This window comes from Salinibacterium sp. G-O1, assembly GCF_030063305.1.
Lineage (GTDB): Bacteria > Actinomycetota > Actinomycetes > Actinomycetales > Microbacteriaceae > Rhodoglobus.
In genome coordinates this window covers 479,666-493,869 of sequence record NZ_JASISV010000001.1, presented here as the reverse complement: position 1 = coordinate 493,869, position 14,204 = coordinate 479,666, and the positions used below count along the sequence as shown (strand labels likewise).

Here is a 14,204-nt window from a genome sequence, read left to right as displayed (position 1 = left end):
ATCACCGTGCCACGTAGACAGTGTTCGATGAGACGCCGCCGGTGACCGGGTTGTCGAAGTCGACCACGTGCGCCTGTGACTCGGCAAACACGAGACGCATCGTGGCCATGAAGTCTTCGTCGGGCGGGTCATCCGACCACAGCGCGAACACCCCCGAATCCTTGAGGTGGCGGGCGAGCGCCCACAGTCCGCCCTCGGTGTACAGATCCGCGTGGCTGGGGTCCAGCTGGTGCCGGGGCGAGTGATCCACATCCAGCAGGATGGCGTCGTAGCGCGCTTCGGGCGATTCGGGTTCGCCGCGCATGACCTCGAAGAAGTCGTCGAGTACGAGCCTCGTTCGTGGATCGCTCGTTAGCGCCTCAGACACCGGGAGGAGCCCGCGCTCGTGCCAGTCGATGACGGCGGGCATCGTGTCGATGACGGTCATGGCGCTCACCCTGGGATCGCGCAGCGCCGCGATGGCGGTGTAGCCGAGGCCCAATCCCCCGACGAGCACCTGGAGTTCATCGCCGACCGCGACGGCGAGCCCGAGCGAGGCGAGTTCTTCCTCCGCGACCGTGAACAGGCTCGACATCAAAAACTCTTCCCCGAGTTTCACCTCGAAGATTTCCACCCGCAACTCCGCGTCAGTGCGGCGGCGAAGAGTGAGGTCGCCCATCGGCGTGCTCTGCCAGTCGAGCTCCTCGAAGCGGCGGATCACCGGTGACCCTTATTGGTCGTGGGCGTGCGTGAAGAATGAATGGGCATGTCGCCCATTGTCCGCCTATCCGGGTTGCGTGAAGACCATCGGTTACAGTGAGCAGATGCAGGGGCACAGCAGCACGATCAGGGATTTTGCGGGAAGCGCAGGGGTTTCCTGCAACTGACCACGGCGCACGTTTTGCTCGTCACGCATGTCGTCATCCGCGACTCTGTCGCGCGACCACGGGGGTTAGGCAACGACCTCGCCTCGCTACCTCAGGAGGTACCAGCATGAGAGCTTTGATCGCGAGCGGCACGGGTCGATACGCCGACCCCTGGCATCCGTTTCCTCGCACCAGTCCGATCCTCGCGGCAGCACTCGAAGACCGGGGTTTCATCGTTCAGATCGACGACGATGTCGACCACGCGATGCGGTCGCTCGATGACGTCGATCTCCTGGTCGTCAACGCAGGCGATCCCTGGCGTAACGACCCGGGCAGCCAGCCACCGGCGACGTCCATTGAGGGTCTCCGGGCAGCGCTCGAGCGCGGAATCGGCGTGCTCGCCATGCACTGCGCCGTGGCATCCCTTCGCGACTATCCAGAGTGGGCGCCGGCGATCGGTGCGATGTGGGTGCCGACTCTCTCGTCGCATCCGCCTGCCGATGACGCGCACGTTCAGGGGCTGACGATGCCAGACGGCACTCCCGTGGCCGGATTCGAGCTCTTCGACGAACGCTATTGCGGATTGCAGTTTCTCGGGCGGAGCGTCGTCGTTGCCGAACACGAAGGGCTCGTCGCAACGGAACCAACTGCCTGGGTGCGCCATTTTGACGCGTCCCGAGTCGCCGTAGACGTGCTGGGGCATGACGAGCGGGCTTATGCCTCCCCCGGTCATCTCGCGCTGATCGGGCAGCTTGCGAGCTGGGCGGCGCAGCCCCGATGACCGAATTGCGGAAAACAAGCGTGCCCAGCGGCAAGCGATTTCCATAGGCGATACGCTGGATTAGCTCGACCACCTATCGGAAGGAGCGCATCGACATGGAGCGTCGACCAGCGCGTCTGAGTGACGTTGCGCATCGGGCCGGTGTCTCTGTCGCGACGGCATCGCGCGCGCTGAATGGAAGCGCCCGGTCTGTCAAAGAAAGCAACCGCGCCGTAGTGCTCGCTGCCGCCGACGAACTCGGATACACGGCGAATGTTGCGGCCCAGGCGGTTGCTCGGGGTCGCCATCGCGGCGTAACCCTTCTGGTCAAGTCGATGCCGAACGATTACGCGAACCCGATGGTCGTCGGAGTTGTCGAGGCCGCACGTCGCGCGGGAATCCGAATCACCCTCGTCGTCGTCGGCGAAAAATCTGCAGACCTCGTGCGCGAAGTGCATGCCGCACGCGCGCAACGCGCCGAAATCCTCATGACTATCGGTGGGCGCACTATCGACGACCGCGGAATTCCGGATCTTGTCGCTGCGCTCCAGCAATACGAGGCAGAGGGCGGCCGGGTAGTCATGATCACGCAGGCTGGCCTCCCCTTCGACACCGTGTCATACGACAATCAAGCGGGCGCCCACGATCTGGCGGTTGAGCTGCTGGCACTCGGCTACGAGCACTTTGCGATTCTCGCCGGATACGCCGACGGGATGACGCAGCTGGACCGGACCCGGGGATTCGTCGAGGGTCTTGCCGAGGGGGGAGTCACGCTGGGAGTGGATCGCATCATCACCGGCGAATTCACCCGGGATGGCGCGTACGCAGCCACCGGCGATCTGCTGCGCCGAGGCATCAAGCTCGACGCGATCTTCGCCGTCAACGATGCGATGGCGCTCGGAGTGCTCACCTTTTTGCGTGATTCGGGCGAGCGGGGAAAGGGCATTGCCGTCGCAGGGTTCGACGACATCGCGTCTCTGCGCGATATCACCCCGGGATTGACGACCGTTCATCTCCCGTGGGACGCGGTTGCGACGGAAGCGTTGCGGCTCGCTCAGTCAGACCGAGCCGCCACGCCACGTCACAGCATCATCGGCGCTCACGTGGTCATTCGCGAAAGCACTCCCCCGCGACGCTGACGATCGACCCGTCAGCGGGCATCCACGCGGAGGAGGGCGCTCGACAACTCGGACGCCACGAATTCACCCATCCGCCGCAGCTCGGTTCCCATCGAGCCGGCAACGTGCGGGGTGATGATGACGTTGGGGCAGTCCCACAACGGCGAATCCCTGGGCAACGGCTCGAACGGATCGGTTACGTCAAGGATCGCGTCGATACGGCCGGAAACGAGCTCGCGCTCGAGAGCGGGATGGTCGACAACGCCTCCCCGAGCGGTGTTGAGAAGAGTTGAACCGGGCGCCATCAGCGCCAGCTCGCGAGCGCCGATCATTCCGGTCGTCTCGGCGTTGAGGGGAGCGTGGAGCGAGACCACATCACTCGTGGCGAGAAGTTCGTCAAGCGAGACCTGCTCCACCCCGAGCGCTGCCGCGTCATCCGCAGTCAAATATGGGTCGAAAACGACGACGCGGAGGGAAAAGGGCTTGAGGAGGCCAACCAGATTCCGGCCTATCTGCGACGCACCCACAAGTCCGACAGTCTGCCCGTAGTTTCCCGCGTTCGGAAAGACGAGTTCCCTGTCTATGTGAGTCCGGTGCTCGCGGTAGTGCCGTTCAGCCCGGAACACCTGCTTGCAGGCCAGCAGGATCATGGCGAGCGAATATTCGGCGACCGGAATTGCGTTCAGGGCTCCAGCGCTGACGACACTGATCGTGCTCCGCGCCGCGGCGGTGATGAAGTACTCGGTTGCACCCCCGGCGTGGATGATCGCTCGCAGACGGGGAAGCGACGCAACTATCTCGTCGGTGAGCTTTGGGGCTCCCCAGCCCGTGACAAGCACATCCACATTCTCAAGCTGAGCGAGCGCTCGGTCATCCCATTGGGTAACGATGGGCGACACGGCCCGGCCCGGCACACCGGCGAGCATCTCGAGACCTTCTCCGAAGAGCATTTCGGCCAGGTGCTGGGAGCCGATGAGGATCCCATATGACGCCCCGGCCGCCGGCGACTCGTGTTCTTGTGGTCCATGCTGCTGGAATGCGGCGCCGCGCGTGGTGGTCATCCTTTCAACCCCGAGCTGGCGAGGCCCTCAACGAAGTACCGCTGGGCGAGGATGAAGAGCACGATCATGGGCACGGTCGCGAGCGTGGCACCTGCCATCAGGTAGTTCCACTGCACGTTAAGTTCGTCTTGCGAGAAGATCGCCAGTCCGAGCTGCAGCGGACGCAGATCGGGCGATCGCGTCGCGATGAGCGGCCAGATGAACGAGTTCCACGACGCTTCGATCTGGAATACCCCGATGGTCACGAGCGCAGGCTTGACGAGCGGGAGCATGATGCGCACGAAGATCCCGTATTCGCTGACGCCGTCGATTCGCGCCGCTTCCGCGAGCTCATCCGGGAGCGTTGTGAAGAACTGGCGCGACAGGAAGATGAACAGCGGACCCATCGACAGCGGGATGATGAGCCCCCACCAGGAGTCGAGCCAACCGCTTCCGCCCTGGCCGAAGATGTCGTTGCCGCCGAACAACGGGATCTGCTTGACCACCAGAAACAGCGGAACAATGACCACCTGAAACGGCACCATCAGAAGGGCGATGACGTACCACATGACGTACTTCTTGCCCCGGATGGGAAGTTTGGCGAGGGCATACCCAGCAGCGGTGGCGAAGGTCAACGTCAGGGCTGTCTGTCCGACCGCCAAAATGAAACTGTTTCGGAAGTAGTCGAGAAACGGCGCAGCAGACATCGCGTCGCCGTAGTTCTCCCAGTGCAGCTCCGTGGGCAACCAGGAGAAGCTGTTCACTTCCGCCGGTGACTTAAGCGATGTCAGCACCATCCAAAGGAACGGCACGACCATCGCGAACGCCGCGATCGAGAGCACAAGATAGAACAGCACCCTGCGAGTGATCCGGCCGGCCGACCGGCCGTCGGTAGAGGTATTGCGAATGACCTCAGTTGTCATCGGACTTGCTCCTTTGCAGCCGGAGGCCCGCGGCGATGAACACCGCGATGAGGATAAACATGAAGACGGATTCCGCGGACGCATAGCCCAGGTGGAGCCCGGAGAAGGCGTTCTGATAGACGTCGTAGACAAGCACGCGGGTGGAGTTCGCGGGCCCGCCCTGTGTCGTGACATAGACGAGGTCGAAAACCTGGAACGAACCGATGATCGACGTGACGAACACGAAGAAGTGTGCCGGTCCGAGCGACGGCCACGTCACGTTCCAGAAGATCTGCCACTTGTTTGCGCCGTCCAGGCGTGCCGCCTCGACGAGCACGGGATTCACTCCCTGCAGAGCCGCGAGATAGATCACCATCTTCGCGCCGAGTCCCTGCCAGATACCGATCATGGCCAGGCTCGGCAGCGAGGTGTCTGGGGAGTCCAGCCATCGTGAGGGGGGCATCCCGAAGAGGCCAAGGATCTCGTTCGCGAGACCAACGTTCGGGTTGAGGATCCAGAGCCAGACCGTGGCGACCGAGACCGTTGCCGTGACAACGGGGATGTAGAACATGACCCGAAACGTGCTTCTGGCCCTGATCGGCATGTTGAGCGCCAGCGCGACAATCAACGCCAGCGCCATGGCGAGCGGCACGACCATGAGTGTGTACACGATCGTGTTGACGACGGAAACATGGAAGTCCGAGTCAGCGAACAGTTCGAGGTAGTTGTCGATACCGATGAACTTCGGCGCTGCGAAGAAGCCGTAGTCGGTGAAGCTGAGGGCGAAGGCAAGAATGAGCGGGAGCCCGAGGAACAGTGAGATGTTCAGCAGCGCTGGCCCCATCAGAATCCAGGCAGCTCGCCGCTGCGCCCGGATCATCCCGTTTGCGGGCCGTTTTTTCGTGCTCAGTGGCGGCTTGTCGGCCTTGGGTGCCGGCGACTGCACCTCGGTGCTCAACGTCATCGTCGGAGCCTCTCTGTCATGTCATCCGATTCAGTGGAGCGGGGTCGGGCTTGCCGACCCCGCCACACTGCGGTCAAGGACTACTTGGATTTTTCGGCAAGGCCCTTCAGGATGTCCGCGGAGGACCCCTGACCGAGCAATGCCTTGTCGAGCTCCGTGTTGAAGGAGTCTCGCAGGTCGAGCCAGTTGGCCGCCCCACCCTCGAAGACGACGAACTGCAGGTTGTCGTAGACGAAGGCACTCGCGGGGTTGGACTGAACGATTTCTGAATCCCCGGCACCCGATGCAGCGGGAACGGCGAAGTTCAGCTCGGACATGCTGGCCACGGCCTCAGGAGTTGCGAGGGCCTGAATGAAGCCCCATGCCGCGTCGGCCAGCTTGCTGCCGGCTCCGATCGATGCCACCTGTCCGCCGGAGAACATTGCCTGGTCTGAGTCCTCCAGGTTGAAGAACTCCAGATCGTCGCAAAGCTCCTGTGTCACTGCCGCGCAGTCGATGTAGCCGCCGGTGAAACCGATGGCGGCCTCGCCGGTGAGCAGCAGAGGTGCGCCCGACGCAGACTTCTGGCCGAACTCCTCCACCTTCGACACGTTGATCATGTCCGACATCCAGTCAAGCGCCTCAGCACCTTCGGCTCCGTCGAATCCGGGCTCGCCATCCTCGTACAGGTCGCGTCCGAGCGCACCGAGCACCGAGACATAGGCCTGGCGGTAGTTGCTTGCCGCTGCCCAGAAGTCGAAGCCAGCGCGGGTGATCTTGCCGCTGTCGTCTTGCACGGTCAGCTTTTCCGCCGCGGCGGTGAGCTCCGCGAGGGTCGACGGCGGTGAATCAGGGTCAAGTCCGGCAGCCTCGAACGCTGCGCGGCTGTATGCCATGGGCTTCGCTCCCATGATCAGCGGGTATGCGTAAACAGCTCCCTCGTACGTCACGGCGGGAACAATCGCGGGGACGGCGTCTTCGCTCAGCGACTTGTCGGTGACGCCGAACTGCTCGAGGTCAAGGTATGCGCCCTGAGACGCGAATGGCGGAACCCAGCCAACGCCGGTCACCAGGATGTCGTAGGGCTTGCCGCCGGCGAGCGAGGTCGAAATCTTCTCGTTCAGGTTGCCGAAGGTGGCGAAGTCTGGCTCGACCGTCACCCCGGGGTACTCCTCGTTGAACGTGGCGACTACTGCATCCCACGCGGCGGTGCCTTCATTGCTTGCGGGGAAGCTGGGGATGAGAACCCGCAGCGTTCCTGTCATGTCTGCAGGATCTTCGGAGGGTGCGGCTGCACCGCCTCCGTCGCTTCCTGAACATCCTGTGATGGCCAGTGCTATCGCACCGATGGCCGCGATTGCGGAAATGGACCTTGAGCGCCTCTTCACGAGAACCTCCTTGTAACTTCGTGGGGAATGCAATCTCCACACCATACGGAAAGCGCATACCAAGAGTCAACCCTCGTTGCCATTTCGGGATGTAAGACTTGTCCCATGCCCCAACAATCCGCCCCTCGGGGTTCCGGCCCCAGGCTCACCTTGCTGGGCGCTCTCACGGTGTCAGGTGACGTGATCATCCTTTCCCTGGGATGGCTCGTACTGACCCTCGGGCTGGTCACCGCCGGCCCAGCTTCCGCCGCCGCGATTGATGCACGCGCCGCCATTGGCCTTGAGGGCCCGTCCCGCCCGATTCGCACGCTGCTGAGCGGTACCGCGAAGCACTTCTCAACGTTGTGGTCGATCGGTCCGATTGCACTCCTGATCGGCCTATTTGCGTGGATTGGCACGGCATTTTGGCTCAGTGTTCCCCCGCCAGCCGGGGTCGCGATGCTGGCAGTGGTGCTCTGTGTCACAGCCGTGTTGACGCTTGTTATTCTGGCAATCCCGAGTGCGGCATCGCCCGGGCAAACCTTGCGCGCAACGGTGATCAGGGCGGCTCGACTCGTCGCAGCGCGCCCCTTCTTCAGCGTTCTGGCCCTCGCCACCATCGGTGCGGGGGTGCTTGTCGCCACCTACATTCCCACCATCGGGATCGTCGCGATCGGTGCACTGCTTGTCGAGACCACCTGGCGGGCGTGGGGTGCCACCGCGAGGGTGCGGGATTGAACGGCAAACGCTTTCTCTATTTGCCAGAACATGGCATTCTGGGAGCATCCCGATGATTAAGAGCGCCCTGTGCCGGCGCCGTCCCGGGAAAGGAGCAACGTGGCCACCCGCCCCAACATCATCCAGATCGTCGTCGACGATATGGGTTCCGGCGACCTGTCGAGCGTCAACGGCGGCCTGTCGTCGACGCCCGTGCTTGACCAGCTCGCGGCGGACGGGGTGTCGCTCTCGCAGCACTACTCGGGATCCCCGGTGTGCGCGCCGGCCCGAGCCGCGCTGCTGACGGGGCGGTACCCCCACCGCACCGGTGTTATCGACACGATGGAGGCACGCGGGCTTGATCGACTCGCGGTCGGTGAACGGACGCAAGCAGACGAGTTGTCCGAGCTCGGATACGCGACAGGTCTCGTGGGGAAATGGCACAACGGCGCCTTCGATCCTGCCTTCCACCCGACGCACCGCGGATTCACCGAGTTTGTCGGATTTCAGGGCGGATGGCAGGACTACTGGGATTGGCGCATCGAGAAGGGCGGAGCGCGCATGAGCGGTGACGGCCGACATCTGACAGACGTTTTCACCGCGGAGGCGCTGGATTTTGTCAGACGAAACGCTGGCGAGCCGTTCTATTTGCACCTTGCGTACAACGCACCCCACTTCCCACTGCAGGCACCGGCGGAACTCGTGGAGAGGTTCCACCGAAACGAGGTCGTGTCGCGAGCGGTAGCAACGATCTACGCGATGCTCGCGATGGTCGACGACGGCGTTGGCGCCCTGCTCCAGCTGCTGGACGACTTGGGCATCGCCGACAACACGATTGTGATGTTCACCAGCGACAACGGTCCTGACTTCCACGGTGAGGGCGAAGAGTCCACGCACCGTTTCAACAGTGGGCTACGCGGCTCCAAGACTGTCGTCTTCGAGGGTGGAATCAAGGTACCGATGATGGTGCGCTGGCCCGACGGTCTACCTGGCCGCTCCACCCACGACGGTCTTGTGCACTTCGTCGATTGGATGCCGACGCTGATCGATGCGGCCGGTGGACGCCGCACGATCCCCAGGCTCGATGGCGCGAGCCGGCTCGCCGCGCTCCGGGGCGAACGAGACGAGCCTTCGACACGCTTCTGGCAGTGGACGCGCTACACCCCGCTCGCCGAATCCAACTCCGCGATGCGTGACGGCGATTGGAAGCTCGTCTGGCCTGCCTGGGAGCGAACACTGGACGCGCTGCAGAGCGATCTTGATCGCGACGCCGAGATCAAAGTGACTGAACCGCAGGACATCGACGTCGGCCCGATCCCCCTCTTCAGTGCGCCGGCGACATCCACACCGTTGCTCTTCAACCTGCGCTCTGATCCGCACGAGACAATCGATCTCGCGGACGCTCAGCCCGGCCGTGTGCGGTCGATGTCGAACGCGCTACATGCCTGGTTCAACGATGTGGAAGGTACCCGGCTCGATCGTTTGCAAGCGTCCTCAGCGCCCTGACGGCATCGGCCGTCTGGCGTGCATCACACGGGGTACTGCACGACCAGCATCGTGTGGCCGGTTGCAAACGATACTTCGCACCTGACGTACCCGTCGGCGTAGGTGAAGGGCACGGCGTCGCCCTCGAGTGGTCGCGTGACGGCACTCGGGGCACGATCCGACCGTAGCTCGACGACGAGCTCAACAACCGGTATCGGCTCGAGCACTGTCTCCACGTCTGACATCGCGCGACGTGACGGAAGGAAGCTGATGAGGTGCAGCAGCGCCGAATCCGGCGCACTGTGCAGGGCAACCTCGAGGTGGCTCGGACCCGCCAGCCGCACGGCGGGAGTCGGCATGATCGTGCGGATGGCCGCGGCCGCGAGATCGGCGTACTCGGGCACGCCGAGGCGCCCATACGCCTCGAGCACGGGGAACAGTGAGGTCGCCACAGCGTGGTGAACCAGCATTGCCGGATGCTCGGTCGCGGCACCTGCGGGCGTGTACTCATGGCCGCTGAACGACTGCGCAGTCCTGTCGAAGAATGGCTCGGTGACGGTCGCGAGAACGAGTGCGTCCGGGTGTGGTTGCATCCGACGGATCGACCCAGGGGTGACAAAGTCGAAGTCGGGAAGCCCCGTGTGTTGCGGCACGGGACGGAAGAACTCACGCTCGAACGCGGGTGCGTCAATCGGACGCAACCCCTGAACGTCGGCAACCCAATCTTCGTCGCCCGCCAGAATGCCCGAGAAAAACACCGAGCCCCCACCCGCGATGAACCTCTCAAGCTCCAGGCGCATAGCGGGATCGAGCACAACTCCGGAGAGGATGACGACCGCCCTGTAGTCAGTCAGGTCATGACCGGGAGCCACGAAATCGAAACTCAGCCCCATCGAGGTGAGAAGCCGAAGCGCGCCGAGCTCTCCTGCGCCAGGGGCGTCGACATCGTGAACGTCCGCTCCCGAAGGAACGGGCCGGATGACGCCCACCTCGACGACGCGCTGGTACCCCTTCGCGACATCCTGAACCTTCTCGACATAGGCGAACGGCCCCGTGAGCCGATCGGTGACCGCCGGATGAGAGCGACCAGAAGCGGGAAGCGAGTCGCCGATGCAGATCCCCATGCCGAGCGAGACCATCTGCAGCGCCTCATACACGAGTGCGGCTTCCGGGTGCAGGCTGGCGCTGTCTCCCCAGCTGCCGAAGAAGCGGCCGGTCATGCCCAGCGCGCGGGGCTGAATGGGCAGAACGTTGCGTGCGACATAGGGGGCATACGTGTAGCCCCAGCCGCCGGTCGGCAACGCCTCGACCTCGTCGTGGGTGCAGAACTCCTTCTCGGCGGCGAGGTGCAGTCGCGGCCGGGAGTTGAAGAACACGGAGCGCGGAGTGCCATCGCGCCCGGTGCCTTGCACCAGGTCGCGGTAGCGCGCCATGTACTCGTGCGACACTCCCTGCGCAGCGGTAGCGCGATCCGCCTCCCGGTCGGGATCGAGTCCCATCGCCTGCGCTGTCGCGCGAAATGTCGATGAGAACCCTGGCTGGTCGAAGCAGATGTCGTAGAAGAATCCATCGGCATCGGGGAACCGCTCGAGAACATCGGTGATCTGCTCGGCAAGGTAGTCACGGTAAGGGCTTGTCATGTCGAGGATGTGCCAGCCGGGGACCCCGTGAGAATCCACCCGGACGGGGTTGCGGCGCTCGTCGACGGCGACCCACTCGGGGTGGAGTGCGGCGGCATGCTCGTCGAACAGCACGCTCAGGTACAGCGGACTGCGGATGCCCTTGCCGCGCAGCGCCTCGACCTGTTCCCGCAAGAGGTCAAGCTCCCCTAGGCCGGGATGCCGCTCGGCGCGGTCGGTGTCGTAGTAGAGCTGGCCGTGATGGCACTTGGCAAAGAGAGTGACCGAGTCGACCCTCAGTGCTTCGAACCTGTCCGCGAACTCCGCCGCGTCGAACGCGGTGCCGATCGGTTGGATGAGAGGTGATGTGTGGAAGTCGAGATGGATGGATCGGCGGGCAAGGAACGGCTCAGGTGTGGTGATCGCGGTCACAGCGAAGACCTCGGCGTCCATCCGTTGGCGCCGAAGGCGGCCGCTGCGAATCGTTCGGCAATCAGTTCGTTGACATCGTCGGCCGGATGCAGGTTGTCGGGCATGGGCTGTCGGAGGTTGTCGGACGTGCCGTACAGGTCAGACCCGTCCAGGTATCCGATGTGCGGGTCGTGCCTGAAACGGTGAGCGACGATGTCAGCCAGTTCGCGGCGGATGACCTGCAGGCTGAGCTTTCCCGCAGCGACGTCATCGACACTCCCGGCCGATTCGAACCACGCGGTGTCGCCGCTTCCCGTGCGCACCGTCGGACCGGGCGTCGTCTCGACCGGCGGGCAGCACACGGGCGAGATGACCAGCAGCGGGGTGTCCGGATGACCGTCGCGAATGGTGTCGAGAAATCCGTGAACGGCACTTCGAAATGCTCGCAGGCGCATGACGTCGCCATTGACGACGTTGATGCCGAGCTTCACCGAGATGACGGCGGCGGGGGTGTCGCGGATGGTGCGCGCCGTCGACTGGTCGAGCATTGCGTTGCCGGCATACGACAGGTTGACCAGCTCGAGATCGCTGGCCTGCGCGACCATAGTCGGCCAGGTGCGGGTGGTTCTCGATGCGACGTACCCATGGCTGATCGAGCTGCCGTGATGCACCCATCGAGGCCGGCTCGGCGCGCTGGATGCCAGCACCGGCGCGTCCGCCCGAAATCCGCGCAACTCCACCTCGTCGGCATACGGCAACCACAACTCGTACTCCCGCTCCTGCCCATCGAGCGCGAAGTTTAGAATCGCCTCCCCGCCGGCGACCACCGCGCTCAGATTTCGATCGACGAGGACCAGCCGGGTCCCGATGTCTGAGGAAGCCGTGCTCACTACTTCGCCGTTCGCACAGATGTCGTAGGTCGCCATGGTCGGGGGCGCGTCGACGAAGTCCGCAAGTCTCGTACTCAACACCCGTAGCTCGATCTGCCGCGCCGCCGTGCGGAACGCGATGCGAATGCCAGCCGATTGACTCATCGTTGCGCGCATGAATTCATCGACGAACCGGTGGGCTGCGGGAGGCAGGTAGCGCCGGGGAAAAATGCCCCGTTCTGTGGGTTCGATCCACACTGCGCCCCGGATGGTCAGGGGTCCCCCGACGAGTGGGATGTCGACCAAACCGCTGGCCGCCCGGGTGGCGTCCGGGTGGATCGCGCCCGCCGGAGCCGTTGTCGTTGACGTTGACGTCATCGTCATCCCCTCAGTCAATTCCGGCCCGCGAGAAGGATGGCCGTAGCTGAGCAGCATACGCCATTGCGGAAAGCGGTTACCATGATGAAAAGCGATCGGAGACTCGTCATGGCCCCCACAGAACCCACCTCAGACCCCTCAATTCTGAGTGCCCACGTTGGCGGCGATGGAACCCCGTTTCGGCATCACTGGAACCTCGTCGCGGGTGCTGGCCGAGCAAATGAGGGACTTCGAGCAGACTGGCAGCGCCAGCTTCGTGAGGTTATCGAGGTGCAGGGCTTCAGGTACCTGCGCTTCCACGGCCTGTTCCACGACGACATGTTCGTCTATCGCGAGGATGAGTCCGGCCAGGTCGCTCCATCGTTCCAGTACATGGATGTGCTGTTCGACGCGCTGCTGGAAAGCGGCATCCGCCCGTTCGTCGAGTTTGGGTTCATGCCCAGCGAGATCGCTGTCCACACTGCCACCGGGTTCTGGTGGCGCGCCAACGGCAGTCCTCCCACCGACTTCGACAAATGGGAGCAGCTGGTTCTTCGCACAGTGGAACACTGGCGGGACCGCTACGGAATCGACGAGATCCGCACGTGGTACTTCGAAGTGTGGAACGAACCAAATCTTGCACCCTTCTTCCGCGGCACACGCGCGGAGTACCTCGAGATGTACAAGCGCGCCGCTCGCGCCGTCAAGAGCGTCGACACCGCGCTTCGCGTGGGCGGCCCTGCCACCAGCAACTTCGTGCCCGATGCCCGTTTCGATGGAGAAACCGAAGACACATCTCAGCACGCGATGGTGCTCGCAGCAGAAGACCTTTCGGCGCTCGAGTGGAAGCCCGTCTGGCTCGCCGAGTTCCTCGCGTTCACTGAACAGGAGAGCCTTCCGGTCGACTTCATTTCCGTGCATCCGTACCCGACTGATTGGGCTCTCGACGGGCACGGGCAGGGCGCGAAGCTGACCCGTGATGTCAACGCCACCGCGCGCGACCTCCGCCTGCTGCGCACGCTCGTCAACGAGAGCCACTACCCGGATGCTGAAATCCACCTCACCGAATGGTCGTCGTCGTCCAGCTCGCGAGACCACACGCACGACCATCTGCAGGCGGGGACGTTCGTGCTCAAGGCGAACCTTGACACCATCGGCCTCGTCGACTCGCTCGCATACTGGGCCTTCACTGACATTTTCGAGGAAGAGGGCGGAGGCCAGGAGCCATTCCATGGAGGCTTTGGGCTGCTTACCCACCACGGCATTCCGAAACCGACCTATCACGCCTACCGTTTTCTGGCCGAACTCGGTGACGAGCTGCTTGCCACGACCGACGTCGGGGCACTGACCCGCCGAAGCGAGGACGGAAAGCTCGTCGGAGCACTCTTTCACTACCCCGCCGAGGTAACGCTGACGGTTCCGGCATCGATCGATTCCCGCGACATCGCCAGGGCCACGCTCGCCACCGGCACCCCTCGAGCAGTTTCGGTGCGCATCGATGGGCTTGCCCCCGATGCCCGATTCCGCCTCGAGGTCGTCGATGAGTCGTCAGGGAACGCGATCGCTGCGTGGACGGACCGCGGGTCGCCCGCGAACCTCAGTCGCGCAGATCAGGCCGCGATCGACGAGAGCGCGCGCGCACTGCGCGTCGAGGAGTACGCGGCCTCGGAGGGCGCCCTCACACTCGACATAACCCTGCAGCCCTGGAGCTTTGCCTTGCTCACGCAGCTGTAGCCGCGGCTCTGCGCGCAGGTTCTCGCGCCCCCGACGA

General features: G+C 63.8%; 12 protein-coding genes. 5 read left to right on the top strand and 7 right to left on the bottom strand.

What is annotated here, in order from left to right:
* Position 1: 1 nt before the first annotated feature.
* The gene (locus tag QMG83_RS02415) at positions 2–700 is read right to left on the bottom strand and encodes a spermidine synthase (protein ID WP_283503773.1); all 699 of its coding nucleotides are present in this window, start codon (positions 698–700) and stop codon (positions 2–4) included.
* A gap of 272 nt (positions 701–972) precedes the next feature.
* Between QMG83_RS02415 and QMG83_RS02410 the strand changes: the two genes are divergently transcribed.
* The gene (locus tag QMG83_RS02410; RefSeq protein WP_283503772.1) at positions 973–1,626 is read left to right on the top strand and encodes a ThuA domain-containing protein; all 654 of its coding nucleotides are present in this window, start codon (positions 973–975) and stop codon (positions 1,624–1,626) included.
* A 95-nt stretch (positions 1,627–1,721) separates the two neighbouring features.
* A complete protein-coding gene (locus tag QMG83_RS02405; RefSeq protein ID WP_283503771.1) occupies positions 1,722–2,744 on the top strand; it encodes a LacI family DNA-binding transcriptional regulator in 1,023 nt (340 codons plus the stop codon).
* Between the two features lie 11 nt (positions 2,745–2,755).
* Here QMG83_RS02405 and QMG83_RS02400 read toward each other — a convergent pair whose 3' ends face one another.
* From QMG83_RS02400 to QMG83_RS02385, 4 genes are all read right to left on the bottom strand, one after another.
* Positions 2,756–3,784 (bottom strand): hydroxyacid dehydrogenase, encoded by a 1,029-nt coding sequence (locus QMG83_RS02400; protein ID WP_283503770.1) that lies wholly within the window; start codon positions 3,782–3,784, stop codon positions 2,756–2,758.
* Positions 3,781–4,686, bottom strand: coding sequence for a carbohydrate ABC transporter permease (locus tag QMG83_RS02395; protein WP_283503769.1), 906 nt, complete (start codon positions 4,684–4,686; stop codon positions 3,781–3,783). The genes QMG83_RS02400 and QMG83_RS02395 overlap by 4 nt, the downstream gene beginning before the upstream one ends.
* Entirely contained in the window at positions 4,676–5,629 is a 954-nt protein-coding gene (locus tag QMG83_RS02390; protein ID WP_283503768.1) for a carbohydrate ABC transporter permease, read from the bottom strand. The genes QMG83_RS02395 and QMG83_RS02390 overlap by 11 nt, the downstream gene beginning before the upstream one ends.
* Positions 5,630–5,709: 80 nt before the next feature.
* The gene (locus tag QMG83_RS02385) at positions 5,710–6,873 is read right to left on the bottom strand and encodes an extracellular solute-binding protein (RefSeq protein ID WP_283503767.1); all 1,164 of its coding nucleotides are present in this window, start codon (positions 6,871–6,873) and stop codon (positions 5,710–5,712) included.
* Positions 6,874–7,101: 228 nt separating this feature from the next.
* On the opposite strand from QMG83_RS02385, the gene QMG83_RS02380 reads away from it, so the two are divergent.
* Together QMG83_RS02380 and QMG83_RS02375 are read left to right on the top strand one after the other, a co-directional pair.
* Positions 7,102–7,713 (top strand): hypothetical protein, encoded by a 612-nt coding sequence (locus QMG83_RS02380; protein ID WP_283503766.1) that lies wholly within the window; start codon positions 7,102–7,104, stop codon positions 7,711–7,713.
* A 99-nt stretch (positions 7,714–7,812) separates the two neighbouring features.
* Complete coding sequence (locus QMG83_RS02375; protein WP_283503765.1) at positions 7,813–9,198, top strand: sulfatase-like hydrolase/transferase; 1,386 nt, start codon at positions 7,813–7,815, stop codon at positions 9,196–9,198.
* A 23-nt stretch (positions 9,199–9,221) separates the two neighbouring features.
* Here the strand turns inward: QMG83_RS02375 and QMG83_RS02370 are convergent, their stop codons facing one another.
* Together QMG83_RS02370 and QMG83_RS02365 are read right to left on the bottom strand one after the other, a co-directional pair.
* A complete protein-coding gene (locus QMG83_RS02370) occupies positions 9,222–11,228 on the bottom strand; it encodes an alpha-amylase family protein (protein WP_283503764.1) in 2,007 nt (668 codons plus the stop codon).
* The gene (locus tag QMG83_RS02365) at positions 11,225–12,460 is read right to left on the bottom strand and encodes an SGNH/GDSL hydrolase family protein (protein ID WP_283503763.1); all 1,236 of its coding nucleotides are present in this window, start codon (positions 12,458–12,460) and stop codon (positions 11,225–11,227) included. Before QMG83_RS02365 ends, QMG83_RS02370 begins: the two co-directional genes overlap by 4 nt.
* Before the next feature lie 102 nt (positions 12,461–12,562).
* Here QMG83_RS02365 and QMG83_RS02360 point away from each other — a divergent pair, with 102 nt between their 5' ends.
* The gene (locus tag QMG83_RS02360; protein ID WP_283503762.1) at positions 12,563–14,167 is read left to right on the top strand and encodes a GH39 family glycosyl hydrolase; all 1,605 of its coding nucleotides are present in this window, start codon (positions 12,563–12,565) and stop codon (positions 14,165–14,167) included.
* The last annotated feature ends 37 nt before the right edge of the window (positions 14,168–14,204 follow it).